Source organism: Paenibacillus sp. LjRoot153, assembly GCF_964253085.1.
Lineage (GTDB): Bacteria > Bacillota > Bacilli > Paenibacillales > NBRC-103111 > Paenibacillus_E.
This window is the reverse complement of sequence record NZ_CAXUQH020000001.1, coordinates 6,241,220-6,255,646: the sequence shown is the minus strand read 5'-3', so window position 1 is coordinate 6,255,646 and position 14,427 is coordinate 6,241,220. Positions and strand designations below refer to the sequence as shown.

Here is a 14,427-nt window from a genome sequence, read left to right as displayed (position 1 = left end):
ACAATCTTTAATTCAATCAAACATTCACGAGATGAAATTCCATTATCCTAGAGATAAAGGATTTCAAAGGATGTGAAATGGATGAAAATTCTGAATGTCATATTTGCCATTGCTGTAGGCACCATTTTCTTATTCTTTGCGTACCAGGCAGAAGCACCTGACAGCACTCATGAACCGAATCCAATGAAACATAATCAAGATCAGTTTACCCGAATGCAGGTTACGTATAACAAAGATCCAGAGAATTAAAGGAATGGCCGATTTTTAGGGCTGTTCCTTTTTATTTTTCCTGAAAAATGTCAATCTGCATTTGTTTTGCTTACAAAGTTTATTTATAATAGATAGATTAATGAGGAGAACGAGGGGTTGCGACATGGGGCATGGGAAAGCTTTAAAGGAATGGGCATCTGCTGTCAAAGCGTTAGAAGCGGGTTCGCAAATTTTTATTATGCGCAAGGGAGGTATTGTCGAAGAAACAAGAGACTTTCAGGTGGAATCGAATGATTTCTTTCTATATCCAACATATGAGCATCAGCGAAAAGAACTACTGAAGGAGCAATACCGCGGGATTATCGATGAAACGTTGGTCAACTGGAGTGCACAAGATAAACATGTAACCATCAACTCCTTTGCCCGAATGGTGGAAGATATCGAGGTCAGCGACCAGGAAAAGCTCAATCAGTTGTTTCCCTTTCATATTTGGACAGAAAATTTCACAGAAGAGCGATTGAAGTGGAAACGTAAAAACCCGCTGCATATAATGATTTTAAGGGTATTTACGTTGAACGAACCGATCCAAATTGAGATCGAACAGGCCTATATTGGCTGCAAATCATGGATACAGCTTGGGGCATTGGTACCGAATGATTCCGAAATGACCCCCGTGTTGAATGAGAAAGAATTTAACGCACAAGTTGCTGAAATAAAACGTACTTTGGCGTAAAATTTACGTAGTATTTCACAAATCGCTCTCCTTTTTCATGGAATTGCCCTTTCTTGATTTGTTACAGTAAGTTATAATAGAATTATTCTAATGAGAATCAGTGATAATCACTACACAGGATTGTCATCTATCTAGTACACTCAAACATTATGGAGGCTTAATGAAAATGGCAAATTCATCAACATTTACAATAGAGGGTCTGAAAGCGACCATCGAAGGAAAGGAAATTTTGAAAGGTCTTAGCCTAGAAATCAAAGGCGGCGAAATTCACGCGATCATGGGGCCGAACGGTACGGGTAAAAGTACATTGGCATCCGCGTTGATGGGTCATCCGAAGTATGAAGTTACAGAGGGTTCTGTCACTTTAGATGGCGAAGATGTTCTTGAGATGGCTGTTGACGAAAGAGCACGCGCTGGTTTGTTCTTGGCTATGCAATACCCAAGCGAAATCACTGGTGTAACGAATGCTGACTTCTTGCGCAGTGCAATGAACGTTCGCCGCGGTGAAGGTAACGAAATTTCTTTGATCAAATTCATTCGTCAAATGGAAGCGAAAATGAAGCAACTGGAAATGAATCCTGAGTTCATGCACCGTTACTTGAATGAAGGTTTCTCCGGCGGTGAGAAAAAGCGTAATGAAATTCTTCAAATGCTTTTGCTTGAGCCTAAATTCGTTATCCTAGATGAAATCGACTCCGGTCTAGATATCGATGCTTTGCGTATCGTTGCTGAAGGTGTTAACGCGATGCGCAGTGAAGAGCGCGGATTCTTGATCATTACGCATTACCAACGTTTGTTGAACTACGTTAAACCTGATTTTGTACATGTTATGATGCAAGGTCGCATCGTGAAATCCGGTGGTCCTGAGCTCGCTGAGCGTTTGGAAGCGGAAGGTTACGATTGGATTAAAGAAGAACTTGGCATCGTTGATGAAACGGTTGGTCAAGACGAGGAAGAATTCAAAGTTCCTATGAACACACCAGGGCCGAAGTACTAGGAGATGAGAGACTTTGATCTTAGGATCAAAGATACTTATAAATGGAGGAAATCATGAGCACTAAAACAACACTTTCCATCGATACTAATGCTGTTACTGAGCTCTCCCGCAGCAAGCAAGAGCCGGAGTGGATGACAGCCCTTCGTACTGAAGGGGTAGCATTAGCGAATTCGTTGGAATTACCTATACTAGAAAAAACAAGAATCGACCGTTGGAGCATTTCCGCCTACGGTTCCTATAAAGAGCAAGCAGCTTTGAGTTCACTTGATGCTTTGCCTGAAGTGACCAAGGGATTAACGAATTCCGATAACCTAATTGTTCAACGCAATTCCGGTATTGTGTTCAATCAAGTATCCGAAGAATTGAAAAAGCAAGGCGTTATTTTCACAGATCTTGAAACGGCTGTTCGTGAGCATGGGGATTTGGTTAAGCCTTATTTCATGAAGGCAGTTCAAGCGAATGAAAATCAACTTACAGCTCTGCATGCAGCATTGTGGAATGGCGGTATTTTCATCTACGTTCCGAAAAACGTCGTTGTTGATATCCCACTTCAAGCTTTGTTTGTTGCAGATGATGCTGAAGCTACATTTGCTCCGCATGTCCTGATTGTTGCTGAACAATTCAGTTCCGTTACGTATGTTGATAACTTTGTGTCCTCCGTTGGAGACGCAGCGCTTGTACAGAATGGAATCGTTGAAGTATTTGCAAAACCAGGCTCACGCGTTAGCTATTCCTCCATTCACAGCTTGGAAGCATCTGTAACAGATCTCACATATCGTCGTGCGATCCTTGAAGATGACTCCCGTATTGGATGGGTTGTCGGTGAGTTGAACTACGGGAATTCGATGTCCGATACGACATCTATTCTCAAAGGGAAAGGCTCCGACTCCGATGCGAAAGTCATCTGTGTGGGTACGCATGAACAAAAACTAAACTTGACGACTCGCGCTGTACATTGGGGCAAAGCGTCGACAAGCGATATGATTACACGTGCGGTAATGCGTGATAGTTCAACTGCGATCATTAACGGGATCACAAAGATCGAAAAAGGCGCACAAGGCTGTAACGGTCAACAAACCGAGAAAGTCTTGATGCTTAGCCCGAAAGCGCGCGGAGACGCGAATCCGATTCTTCTAATCGACGAAGATGATGTTAAAGCAGGTCATGCGGCGAGTGTTGGGCAAGTGAATGCAGAACAAGTTCACTACCTAATGTCCCGTGGGATTACAAAGGAAGAAGCTCAACGCTTAATCATTTACGGATTCTTGGCACCAGTCGTTTCCGAAATTCCAGTTAAGAGCGTTGAAGAACAGCTGCAAAGCTTAGTGGAGAGGAAGCTAGGACAATGATATCTGCCGAGATACGTGAACTTTTTCCCATTCTGAAGCAAGAAGTGAACGGTCATCCTTTGGTTTACTTGGATAGTGCTGCTACTTCCCAGAAGCCTATTCAGGTGATTGAGGCACTGAAGCATTACTACGAGTGGGATAATGCTAACGTTCATCGCGGGGTTCATACCCTAGGTTCCCGGGCAACGGATGCGTATGAAGGAGCAAGAGCCAAAGTGGCTAAGTTCATCGGCGCAGCCAGTGAGCAGGAAATTATTTTCACTAGAGGCACAACAACCGCTATCAATATTGTGGCAGCTAGCTTTGCCGAATCGGTACTTCGTGAGGGCGATGAAATCGTCCTTACACCGATGGAGCATCACAGCAACCTGATCCCTTGGCAGCAAGCTGCTAAGAAATCAGGCGCCACTTTAAAATATATTCCGCTTCAGCCAGACGGATCCATATCCATTGCAGATGTAGAGAACACCATTACTGATCGTACCAAGATTGTTTCGATTGTGTATGTGTCTAACGTGCTCGGCGTCATCAACCCGATCAAAGAAATTGCCGCTATTGCCCACAAGCATGGTGCCAAAATCATGGTCGATGGTGCGCAAAGTACGCCTCACATGAAAGTGGATGTGCAAGATTTGGATTGTGACTTTTATGCATTATCCGGACATAAGATGTGTGGGCCTACCGGAATCGGGGCATTGTATGGGAAGAAGTCTTTATTGAATAACATGGAACCTGTTGAGTTTGGCGGCGAAATGATCGATCATGTCGATCTTTATGAGTCGACTTGGAAGGAACTTCCGTGGAAATTCGAAGGCGGAACGCCTATGATTGCAGGAGCAGTTGGTCTTGGAGCGGCCATCGACTTCTTAACGGAAGTTGGGATGGATAACATATATAAACATGATGTAAAGCTCACCAATTATGCGTTGAATCGTATGATGCAGATACCAGACTTAGCTGTGTATGGGCCTACTACGAATCGTGCAGGACTTGTAACGTTCAACCTTGGGGATGTTCATCCTCATGACGTAGCAACCGTGTTGGATTCAATGGGCATTGCAGTTCGTGCTGGTCACCACTGCTGCCAACCACTTATGAGATGGTTAGAACAAAGCAGCACAGCTCGTGCAAGCTTTTATCTATATAATACGGAAGATGATGTAGACCGTCTTGTGACGGCTTTACTGAAAACAAAGGAGTACTTCGGCGATGCAATTGGATGATTTATACCGTAGAGTAATTATGGATCACTATAAAACTCCTCGCAACCGTGGGAAATTTGAGTCCGGCGAGTCCGTTACGATCGATCTTAACAACCCAACCTGTGGGGATAAAATTTCACTGCAGATGCAGGTTGAAGAGGGTATCGTGAAAATGGCGAAATTCACAGGTGAAGGCTGCTCGATTAGCTTATCTTCTGCATCCATGATGACGGATGCGGTCAAAGGCAAAACAATCGAAGAAGCACTGAAGATGGCTGATGATTTCTCTGGCTTGATGAAGGGTGAATCCGTAGAATTTGAATATGAAGACATTGAGGCCCTGTCGGGCGTTAACAAATTCCCCGCGAGGATTAAATGCGCAACTCTGGCGTGGAACGCACTACGCAAAGGGATTGAACATTCTCACAAAACCGATAACTAACGCATTTGCGATGGAATAGGTTAAAGATATGGAACAAAGAGAACGTTAAGGAGGAATCAACCATGGCTAAACAAATGCCAGATTTAGAGGATTACAAATACGGTTTTAGAGATGAGCACAAATCCATTTTCCAATCCGGTAAAGGCTTAACTCGTGAAATCGTTGAAGAAATCTCAAGAATTAAAGGCGAACCAGAATGGATGCTGGAATTCCGTCTGAAATCCCTTGAGCAATTCTTCAAAATGCCTATGCCGCGTTGGGGCGGAAACATGGATGATTTGGATTTCGATGATATCCAATACTATGTTCGTCCATCCGAGAAGCAAGGTAAAACGTGGGAAGAAGTTCCTACGGAAATTAAAGAAACGTTTGACAAGCTTGGTATCCCTGAAGCAGAGCAAAAGTTCCTTGCTGGTGTATCTGCACAGTATGAATCCGAGGTTGTTTACCACAGCATGCAAAAAGAGCTTGAAGATCAAGGTGTTATCTTCACAGATACAGACACAGCTCTTCGTGAATACCCGGAGTTGTTCAGACAATATTTCGGAACAATCATTCCGCCAGCTGACAACAAATTTGCTGCATTAAACAGCGCAGTTTGGTCTGGTGGATCCTTCATCTACGTACCAAAAGGTGTTAAATGTGAAGTGCCTTTGCAGGCTTACTTCCGTATTAACTCCGAGAACATGGGCCAATTTGAGCGTACATTAATTATTACTGACGAAGATAGCTTTGTGCATTACGTTGAGGGCTGTACAGCTCCAATCTATAGCACGAACTCGCTTCATAGTGCAGTAGTAGAAATCGTATGTTTGAAAAACTCCCGTGCTCGTTACACAACGATCCAAAACTGGGCACCTAACATCTACAACCTCGTTACCAAACGTGCGGTTGCAGAAGAAGGAGCTACGATGGAGTGGGTTGATGGTAACATCGGTTCCAAGCTGACAATGAAGTACCCAGCAGTTGTACTTAAAGGCCGCGGCGCTAAAGGGATGGTTCTTTCCATCGCTGTTGCGGGCAAAGGTCAACATCAAGATGCGGGCGCGAAAATGACGCATTTGGCACCAGATACAACATCGACGATTGTTTCCAAGTCGATCTCCAAGCATGGCGGTAAAGTAACTTACCGTGGATTAGCTTCCTTTGGACGCAACTCCCAAGGTTCCAAAGCTAACATCAAGTGCGATACGTTGATCTTGGATAACGAATCGACTTCAGATACAATTCCTTACAATGAAATCTTGAACGACAACATTACGCTGGAGCATGAAGCGACAGTATCCAAGGTATCTGAGGATCAATTGTTCTACCTCATGAGCCGTGGTCTTACAGAAGCAGAAGCGACGCAAATGATCGTTATGGGCTTCATCGAGCCATTCACCAAAGAACTTCCGATGGAATATGCCGTAGAAATGAACCGTCTCATCAAGTTCGAGATGGAAGGATCTATCGGTTAATCTCCTAATAAAAAGCGTGTCAGAGAACATTCTCTGGCACGCTTTTTCGCATGTTAACCGTTGATTCGCTTACGATTCTGTGTCGCGGCTGATTGGAGAGCCACATATAATGATTGAATATTGAACTTCTTCTTGAATTCAAAACGATAAGCCGCCGTCGTAATGTTATTGGCTTTGTAATAAGGTGAGGTTATGTAATGGATGGTGAGCTCGCTGTCATCAAACCCTGTACCACCAGATTCCATCGATACTTCATAGATCGAATCTAGATCAATCGTGGAGACCTTCGTTTTCTTGCCAGTGACACCTTGATGATCAATCAGGATAATGCGCTCGTCGGTGATTACGAAAGAATCTCGAACAAGTTTAAAGCCTGTTGTGATGACTTCATTTGGCATCAGATACGTTCCATACTGCCTCGTAAGCTCCTCAACAGAAACTTCTGATAAATTTCCTAGTAAACCACTAAAAATACCCACTATCATCACTCCTCCTTGAACAAATATATGTCTCAATTCCACATCTATACGGCGTTCTCCGCTGACTGTATCCGTTGCTTCCAACAAACGCCAAGTCCGTTTGTACGCCTGAATTGCATAATTGACTGCCACTTGTCTCACTCTATAAAGGATTAAATGTGTTCCTGAAGGAGAGAGAAATTCATGTGGAAAAAGCTAAAGACACCAGCAATAGGTAGTATGGTCGTTGTGCTGGCGATTTCGACAGCAGCTTGTGGGAAGGATAATCTAAGCCCACAAAGTGTAACACCAACTCAAAGTCCATCTGGTCTAACTGGGACTGGCAATTCAGTGACGAAGAGTCTATCGCAAACGGGCAAAGATATCATTGGGCTTGCAACCAATGATGATGCAGTCCTTCCGATGAAACAAATCGGGAATGTCAATTATGTATCTGCCCAAGACCTCATTAAAACATTGAATTTCCAATCAGATTGGGAAGATTCGGGAGGCAAGCTAATTTTAGGGGATAATGATGCCAACTTTGAATTGACCATGAACTCGACTAAAGCCAGTAAGGAAGGCGCAGATATTCAACTAAGCCAGCCTGTAGTGAAGGAAGGCGCGACGGCGTATTTACCTGTCTCTGATTTGGCGGATTTATTTCAAGACGATATGTCGTATGAAGTTAGGAATAGTAATGTTATTATTCACGCTTCACCTATTGCGATCATCGAAAATGAGGATGATCCTGTAAGCGCGAATGATAACTCGCCAGAGTTGAATTTCGGGGATGATCCGTCTGATCCATTCAAAGGCGATGGAGCAGGAGTAAATCCTGCATGGATGTCTAATCAAACGAATGGTGATCTACCAGTGTGGTCGGCAAACAATCCGGACGAGGTCATGCCAGTTTTGAAAAATATCGATATCAATGCCATGATCAATAAAGGAAAGAACTATTTAGGAGTCAAATATAAATTTGGTACAGGCTCATATCCCAAAACAGGACGATTTGATTGCTCTACATTTACCCAATATATTTTTGGGAAATACAATATTAGTCTGCCGCGGGTAGCTCGGCAACAAGGTGCTAAAGGTAACTTGGTATCACGTAAGTCGTTGCGCAAAGGTGATTTGATGTTTTTCTACGTGCCGGGGCGTTTCAAAACGAATAGAACGGTTGGTCATGTAGGGATTTACATCGGAAACAATAAGATGCTGCATGCATCCCCTAAACCGAAGAATGGGGTACAAATTACAAATATTGATAAACCCTATTGGAAAAAAACGTTTTTAAAAGCAAAGCGAATTGCTTATTAATGGAATTAGTGGTAAAAGCCTATCCCAAGGATAGGCTTTTATTTTTGTTTATTTTGAAACAATTGAATCCCTTCTGCGTTTAAATGTGTAGGAAGTTTTTTTGTGGAGGAGGCATGGAAGAATGACAATTGTACTTTATGAAAAATTGCCCGAGGGGCAGCTGCTCCGACTCGGTGAACGTGCATGGGATGATCAGCTTATTCAAGCCTTAAATGTGGCTAATTTTATTCTCGTTGGCGGGAAGGAATATGAAATGATTGAGGGGCGATTGAATTTAGATCTCCATGTTTTCGAATTGCTGCTCGTTAAAGCCGGCTCAGAAGGGGGAGGGAGCAAGGAGTGAAACGACCGCTTAAAGTACTATCAGCTTCACTCAGTCTGATTCTGTTTAGTCAAATGCTTTGGGTATCGGCTCAGGCTGCAGAGACACCTAGTCCGAGCACGAGTTCATCTAAATTAGTAGAATGGTCGAATGAAGATGTCAAAGCGTATTACGATCCACAAGTGGATTGGAGCTTGCCTATTCCGCCTGATAAAAGCTTAGCTGCACCATCACCATCACCATCGCCAACGCCGAGCACAACTGGTAGCAGCAATGCTCCTATCATTGTGAATCAAGTTTCGGGTAATGGCTTTGGATGGGATGATCTGCTGCTGTATCATCTGATTTTCAATACCGTAAGCCCTTATTCATCTAGCAGCTGGGGGAACAATCACCGCTCTTATTATTATCGATCCAATACGCCCTATGTCAATAAAACGTATCAACCCAGTTCGTTTACGAATCGGTCTACCACGAAGACACCAACAACCTCTAGCGGAAGTGGGACCTTTACTTCGAACTCGAATAAATCGTCAACTACCACCAAAGGTACAACAGGTTCTTCGGTTAGTGGTTCAAACGCGAGTGGCAGTACATCGACCAGCGGCTCCAAGTCAACATCAACCTCTTCAGGCAGCATAGGTGGTAAATCAAGCGGTTTTAGCTCCTCCTCCAGCTCAAGCTCTGGGGGTTAATCGAATGGGATTTGAAGTAATTGGAATACCAGCCCTTGACAGAAATTCTCGTGTTCAGCAATTAGCTGATCTGGGGTTTACATGGGCTAATTTGGATAACGAAGAGTACTGGATTGATCAACTTGTGGTTATGCCAAATGAGGTTTATCAGGACCTTATTCATGCAGCTGCTGAACTTTGGCAGGTGTTTGATAAAGCCGTTCGTTATGTTCTCGGTAAAAGGGAGCTTTATGCAGACTTATCGATACCGGAAGTGCTATGGGATGGGCTGGATCGACTTGAGCCGAATGGCAAAGGCTTCATAAGCCGCTATGCGAGATTTGATTTTACTGTCGATCAAACAGGGAACATTAAACTACTAGAACTAAACGCAGATACGCCTACGGGTTATGTCGAAGCCTCCATTGCGACTCCGTGGCTTTGTGAGCAATTTGGTTTGGAATCACCGAATCGTAGGATGAAGGAGCTTCTAAGGGCAGCCTGGGAAATTGAGGCACCTGATTACGCGGCCTGTATAGCCTACGGAGTGCATGCGGAAGACACGGGTACGATAAATGCACTTGTTGCCCATAGTGGGAGAAAAATGACATGCGTGGATTGTTTGGACTTATGGATCGATGAAGGCGTCGTCAAGGTTGGTACTGATCAGACCATTGGGCGTATGTTTGCCTTATATCCGAAAGAGTGGATGGGGGTTGACGACGGGGGAGAAGCGCTGTCGTATGCGATCGAGGAGCAATTCGTTCATTTGTTCAACCCCTTGCATGCTGTGATTTTACAATCCAAAGGCTTGCAAGCATTAATCTGGGATCTTCATGCCAGACAGTCAGACCTATTTACGCAAGAGGAACATGAAATGATTAAGACCTACATGCTGCCAACGTATATGGATCCTGTTCTCGAAGGTAACTTTGTATCCAAATCGATGTTTGGCCGCGAAGGCGGATCTGTAGAACTATACAACGAGCATGGAGAGTTGGAGTTCAAGGATGAAGCGGGCTTTGATACGAGCGTGTTTTTTAAACGTGTGTATCAAGAAAGGGCTGACCTGCCGCGGCTAACCTTTGAGCATGGTCAAGGATATTTATTAACTGGCCTATTCGTATTGAATGGTACGCCTTGCGGGCTTCTAGGTAGAGCAGGCGGCATTATAACGGGGAATGCAAGTCAATTTGTGGCGATTGGAGTGAAAGCGCCTTGAAACAAGGAAGATTTATTGGATTGGCAATAGGACTTATCGGCGTCATTGTCATCATATGGATCATCAGTACGGCATTCGATAAGAAGCCATCTGTTCTAAGCCAAACGACATCAGGCAACGCAGCGACGACATCGAATTATGCGCCTGGTGACGTGCCGTGGGACTATCAAGTCCAGCAAGTCAAGGTTGGTGATCTCATTGATGGTGATATGGTGTTGTTGCCGAACAATGAGCGAATTTCCAACGATCAGAATTTTGCGACTGGGGATAGCATCTGGGTATTGAGTTTCATGCAAGCAACGATGAAAGTGGACAGTCAAGGGAAGAACGATGTCACTTTGTCGCAATGGAAACCGATAAAGTCATTCAAAACAAAAGAAGAAGCAGACAAAGATCTAACGGAGTTGAAAGTGGAAATAAAGACAGATGTGAAATTGATCGGGGTATATAAAACAGAGCTAGATAGCAAGTTTAGGTACTTCGCCGTTATCGAATTGCCAACCGGACAAAAGGTTAAGCAGCCGATTCCAGAAGAAAGATATAAAATCTTCAGGGATAAAAAAGAAGTAAGCGTAGTCCTAGAAGAAGTGCATGATTATACAGATTTTGATCAATCGATGGCTAAATTTCGGGGGTGGGTAGAGTGATCGTTGTAGATCTTATCATAAGTTTATTCGTCATTGTCCTGTTACAGTTTGCAGGGATGTACATCTTTAGTTTAATGACACCCTATCGTGATATGGAAGAAATAAATAACGGCAATGTGGCTGTGGGTATCTATGGGAGGCAAGTTCATAGCTACGGCTATCATTCTCGGCATTGCTGCCTATACGAATTCCTCCATCTGGCATATGAGCTTATGGTTTGCGGTAGGGTACGTATGCTTAATAGCCTCATATTGGGTTTTTGATTGGCTAACCCCAGGTGTGAAGCTATCAGACCAGCTAAAGCAAGGAAATGTGGCAATTGGTACCCTACTTGCAGCAGTTTATATTGGTATAGCGCTTTCAATAAGCAGTCTAATTATTTAACATATCTATGTATTAGATCGCAATTTTCGTTATTTCTACATTCGCGAGCTGCGATAAATCCAAGAACTGATTGTTGATGTTGATGAGCGGTCGGAAGAAATCAGTAGGGTTCGTCATGATGATGGTACCTTCACGTCCGTCGCTCAAAGACACTTTTTTACCTATAAAATTAGGAATCATGTTACGTATGAATACTTGAGTGATTTTGGGATCCAGTTCGCCAAAGCTCATGCGATGAAGCTCTTTAAGCACATGAAGAAGATCACGTCGCTGTTGATACACTCTGTTGGATATCATGGCGCTATAGACATCTGCGACCGCGACTATGCGCGAGTAAGAATGGATGTCCGTACCGTTTTTCCGTAGAGGATAGCCTGTACCATCCATACGCTCGTGATGCTGAAGGGCGACGAGTGCGAGCGTTTCATCCTTTAATGATTTGCGTATGATATCATAGCCATGAATGGTGTGCTTCTGAACTTCCTCGAACTCTTCCTTCGTTAGCTTGCCTGGTTTATTCAAAATATCCGGATGAATTCTACATTTACCAATATCGTGCAAATAGCCTGCTTTTCCGACAATTAGAGCATCCTTCTCGGATTTATTCATCCATTTGGCTAGATAATAGGATAGCATCCCAACTTGAACACTATGCTGAAGGGTGTAGTCATCTTGACTGTGCAAAGAAAGGAGTAGAGAAACAACATCCTTCTCCTCTTGAATGCTATCAATCATCGGATTGAAAGCGGATTCTACAGTGTCATTGCGAATAGAACCTCCGTCTTGCAAAACTTCAAAGAGTTCTTTGATACCCTGGATAGCATTGTTAAATGAGGTAACCTGTAACATGTTAGCTTGTTTGGATGGCGCTTCCTCTACGACTTTCTCGATTTCACTGCGTCTTGGAGCTATATCAACATAATCCACACTGTGGCGATTGAGCATCGAAATGTCTCCAGCATCGAGAACAGTGCCTGAGGATAAAAGATGAAGGCCTACTTCATTGTAGGAATCGGAAATTAATTTGTCACCAACGATAAGTTGAAGCACATGTACACGCATAGAAGCTCCTCTCCAAGTCCTAATATCTGGTAGGTATATTGTAATACTACATCCCAATATAACGACTGTAAAGACTTTTGGCTTGAATTAAATCCTCAGTCCCTTGGATGAGAACACGCCCGCCAGGGAATAGAATAATTTGAATATCCTCAGAAGCGTGAAATTTTAAAAGAAAACGGTTTTTCTCAACCAGACCAAGCGGTTGCAGCCGTTCCTCCCAGTATTCCAGAGGTTGTGTGCTTGGAATAACTGGATGAATTTGAACCGAATTGCGTCCGCATAAAGACTGTATGGTATCACTTTCAAGATGGGCATCTAAGTACTCATATTGCTTAAGCGCACAAGCGGGACAATCCGGCTTCTTAGCCCCAGATACCCGTATCGCGGAGTTCTGATTGAACCATAAGTCCCATTGCTGCATGCTGAGATTGAGCTGCTCGGTAGCGCCTACGAGCAACTTAAGAGCCTCTGTAGCTTGAAATGAAGCGACAACATGGATGATCCCTCCAATGACGCCTGCAGTGTCACAAGTATCCGTGGTACCCGCAGCTGGAGCTTGTGGGAAGAGGCAGCGCAAACAAGGCGTTCGTTCAGGAATAATCGTCAGTGAGACACCTCGCGAAGCCACGGCACCGCCATAGATCCAAGGGATCCCTAATTTCATGCTGACATCGTTGAGCAGAAAACGAACGGCAAAGTTATCAGTTCCATCGAGAATCACATCGACATCATGAAGTAATTGTTCGGCATTCGTAGCATTAAGATCACAGACATGAGGATCAATGACGACAGTGGAATTCACTAGTTGAAGACGTTTCGCAGCGGCGATTGACTTTGGAATCGTCGCAGAAGCGTCCTCTTCATCGTACAGCATTTGTCTTTGGAGATTGCTCTTATCAACAAAATCACGATCTATGATCCGGACATATCCAACGCCTGCTCGCACCATATGATTGGCAAGAACAGTGCCTAAAGCTCCCATGCCAACAATAGCAACACGACCAAGACTAAGTTTGCGCTGACCTTCCATGCCAATAGGGGGGAAGAGAATTTGTCTCGAATAGCGGGGGTCAACCGCATTTTCTGTATATAAAAGTGGATCCAAGTTAAGTCATCTCCGTTCAAATCAGTTATCAGCCTTCGGTGTTTGCAGCGGGTTCCAGGGGCCTGTTTGATTGCCTTTCCATTCGGACCCATCCTCCCAGATTTCTTTTTTCCAAATGGGTACAATTTGTTTCAAACGCTCAATGGCATACCGACTAGCGTCATAGCAATCAGCGCGGTGAGGGGAGGAAACAGCGATCACGACACTCGCTTCTGCAATCGCTACCTTACCCAATCGATGTGTGATGGCACATAGCGTGCCTGGCCACTTGGAATCGATTTCTTCACCGATGCTCGCCATCGTTTTCAAGGCCATAGGGACATAAGCCTCATACTCCAATAGGACCGTTCGCTGTCCATATGTCATTTCTCGCGTAGTGCCAATGAAGGCTAGTGAAGCGCCATGGTTGGGATGATTCACCTTTGAGGTCACGGATACGACATCAATCGTTGAATCGGTAATTTCATAAAGTGAAGGCTGTCCACCTGAAACAGGTGGTATGAGTGCGAGCTCGTCGGAGGCGGAAACCGTATCCTGATCACCGGCGTAAGCTTGATTTTTGGCGAAAAAGCAAATAGGAAGCTGCGCAGAGGCAGCAGGATAGTCAGTGATGATTTTATCCTTCAATTGTGCAATGGTAATCGATTCTTGATCGACTGAAATCGTTAGAACAGCAGTACCGAATAGGTCTACAAGACCTGCGAAGAGTTGGATGTGTAAGTTCAATTTGTTTCTCCTTGCGTTAGATGTTAGAATCCCTTACAGCATATCATATTTTGCCCTAAAAATGGTATAATGGAGTGATCCCTTGGCAGGACATGGAATTTGAATTAACGG

The 14,427-nt window shown here is 44.0% G+C and carries 16 protein-coding genes and 1 pseudogene; 13 read left to right on the top strand and 4 right to left on the bottom strand.

All coding sequences use genetic code 11. The features are described 5' to 3' along the window. Positions 1–81 precede the first annotated feature (81 nt). The 7 genes from ACSQ8P_RS27020 to sufB all read left to right on the top strand — a co-directional run bounded on the left by ACSQ8P_RS27020 (position 82) and on the right by sufB (position 6,393). Positions 82–249 carry a hypothetical protein gene (locus tag ACSQ8P_RS27020; RefSeq protein WP_436238017.1) on the top strand — a complete coding sequence of 56 codons (168 nt, stop codon included), beginning with the start codon at positions 82–84 and terminating at the stop codon, positions 247–249. A gap of 124 nt (positions 250–373) precedes the next feature. Further along, entirely contained in the window at positions 374–943 is a 570-nt protein-coding gene (locus ACSQ8P_RS27015; protein WP_436238016.1) for a DUF1802 family protein, read from the top strand. A gap of 166 nt (positions 944–1,109) precedes the next feature. Next, positions 1,110–1,940 carry a Fe-S cluster assembly ATPase SufC gene (gene sufC, locus ACSQ8P_RS27010; protein ID WP_171637983.1) on the top strand — a complete coding sequence of 277 codons (831 nt, stop codon included), beginning with the start codon at positions 1,110–1,112 and terminating at the stop codon, positions 1,938–1,940. A gap of 53 nt (positions 1,941–1,993) precedes the next feature. Continuing rightward, the gene (sufD, locus tag ACSQ8P_RS27005; protein WP_436238015.1) at positions 1,994–3,289 is read left to right on the top strand and encodes a Fe-S cluster assembly protein SufD; all 1,296 of its coding nucleotides are present in this window, start codon (positions 1,994–1,996) and stop codon (positions 3,287–3,289) included. Next, positions 3,286–4,512, top strand: a complete 1,227-nt coding sequence (locus tag ACSQ8P_RS27000) for a cysteine desulfurase (RefSeq protein ID WP_436238014.1) — start codon at positions 3,286–3,288, stop codon at positions 4,510–4,512. Before sufD ends, ACSQ8P_RS27000 begins: the two co-directional genes overlap by 4 nt. After that, positions 4,499–4,933 carry a Fe-S cluster assembly sulfur transfer protein SufU gene (sufU, locus tag ACSQ8P_RS26995; protein ID WP_057310356.1) on the top strand — a complete coding sequence of 145 codons (435 nt, stop codon included), beginning with the start codon at positions 4,499–4,501 and terminating at the stop codon, positions 4,931–4,933. The genes ACSQ8P_RS27000 and sufU overlap by 14 nt, the downstream gene beginning before the upstream one ends. Before the next feature lie 62 nt (positions 4,934–4,995). Continuing rightward, on the top strand, positions 4,996–6,393 hold the full coding sequence (gene sufB, locus ACSQ8P_RS26990; RefSeq protein WP_056624188.1) for a Fe-S cluster assembly protein SufB: 1,398 nt from the start codon (positions 4,996–4,998) through the stop codon (positions 6,391–6,393). Positions 6,394–6,446: 53 nt separating this feature from the next. Here the strand turns inward: sufB and ACSQ8P_RS26985 are convergent, their stop codons facing one another. Continuing rightward, positions 6,447–7,004: a PH domain-containing protein gene (locus ACSQ8P_RS26985; RefSeq protein WP_436238013.1), complete on the bottom strand. Its 558-nt coding sequence runs from the start codon at positions 7,002–7,004 to the stop codon at positions 6,447–6,449. A gap of 51 nt (positions 7,005–7,055) precedes the next feature. On the opposite strand from ACSQ8P_RS26985, the gene ACSQ8P_RS26980 reads away from it, so the two are divergent. The 6 genes and pseudogenes from ACSQ8P_RS26980 (at position 7,056) to ACSQ8P_RS26955 (ending at position 11,423) form a co-directional block, all read left to right on the top strand. Continuing rightward, complete coding sequence (locus ACSQ8P_RS26980; protein WP_436238012.1) at positions 7,056–8,174, top strand: NlpC/P60 family protein; 1,119 nt, start codon at positions 7,056–7,058, stop codon at positions 8,172–8,174. Between the two features lie 121 nt (positions 8,175–8,295). Continuing rightward, positions 8,296–8,517 (top strand): hypothetical protein, encoded by a 222-nt coding sequence (locus tag ACSQ8P_RS26975; RefSeq protein WP_436238011.1) that lies wholly within the window; start codon positions 8,296–8,298, stop codon positions 8,515–8,517. Beyond that, the gene (locus ACSQ8P_RS26970) at positions 8,514–9,191 is read left to right on the top strand and encodes a hypothetical protein (protein ID WP_436238010.1); all 678 of its coding nucleotides are present in this window, start codon (positions 8,514–8,516) and stop codon (positions 9,189–9,191) included. The genes ACSQ8P_RS26975 and ACSQ8P_RS26970 overlap by 4 nt, the downstream gene beginning before the upstream one ends. A 4-nt stretch (positions 9,192–9,195) precedes the next feature. Further along, the gene (locus tag ACSQ8P_RS26965; protein ID WP_436238009.1) at positions 9,196–10,392 is read left to right on the top strand and encodes a glutathionylspermidine synthase family protein; all 1,197 of its coding nucleotides are present in this window, start codon (positions 9,196–9,198) and stop codon (positions 10,390–10,392) included. Continuing rightward, positions 10,389–11,039: a signal peptide protein gene (locus ACSQ8P_RS26960; RefSeq protein ID WP_436238008.1), complete on the top strand. Its 651-nt coding sequence runs from the start codon at positions 10,389–10,391 to the stop codon at positions 11,037–11,039. The genes ACSQ8P_RS26965 and ACSQ8P_RS26960 overlap by 4 nt, the downstream gene beginning before the upstream one ends. 56 nt (positions 11,040–11,095) lie before the next feature. After that, positions 11,096–11,423: pseudogene (locus ACSQ8P_RS26955) on the top strand (DUF350 domain-containing protein). Between the two features lie 12 nt (positions 11,424–11,435). Here the strand turns inward: ACSQ8P_RS26955 and ACSQ8P_RS26950 are convergent. From ACSQ8P_RS26950 to ACSQ8P_RS26940, 3 genes are read right to left on the bottom strand one after another with little or no spacing between them, the layout of a single operon-like run. Further along, positions 11,436–12,485, bottom strand: a complete 1,050-nt coding sequence (locus tag ACSQ8P_RS26950) for an HD-GYP domain-containing protein (protein WP_436238007.1) — start codon at positions 12,483–12,485, stop codon at positions 11,436–11,438. A 46-nt stretch (positions 12,486–12,531) separates the two neighbouring features. Next, entirely contained in the window at positions 12,532–13,590 is a 1,059-nt protein-coding gene (locus ACSQ8P_RS26945; protein WP_436238006.1) for a ThiF family adenylyltransferase, read from the bottom strand. Between the two features lie 21 nt (positions 13,591–13,611). After that, complete coding sequence (locus tag ACSQ8P_RS26940) at positions 13,612–14,316, bottom strand: molybdenum cofactor biosynthesis protein (protein ID WP_436238005.1); 705 nt, start codon at positions 14,314–14,316, stop codon at positions 13,612–13,614. Between the last annotated feature and the right edge of the window lie 111 nt (positions 14,317–14,427).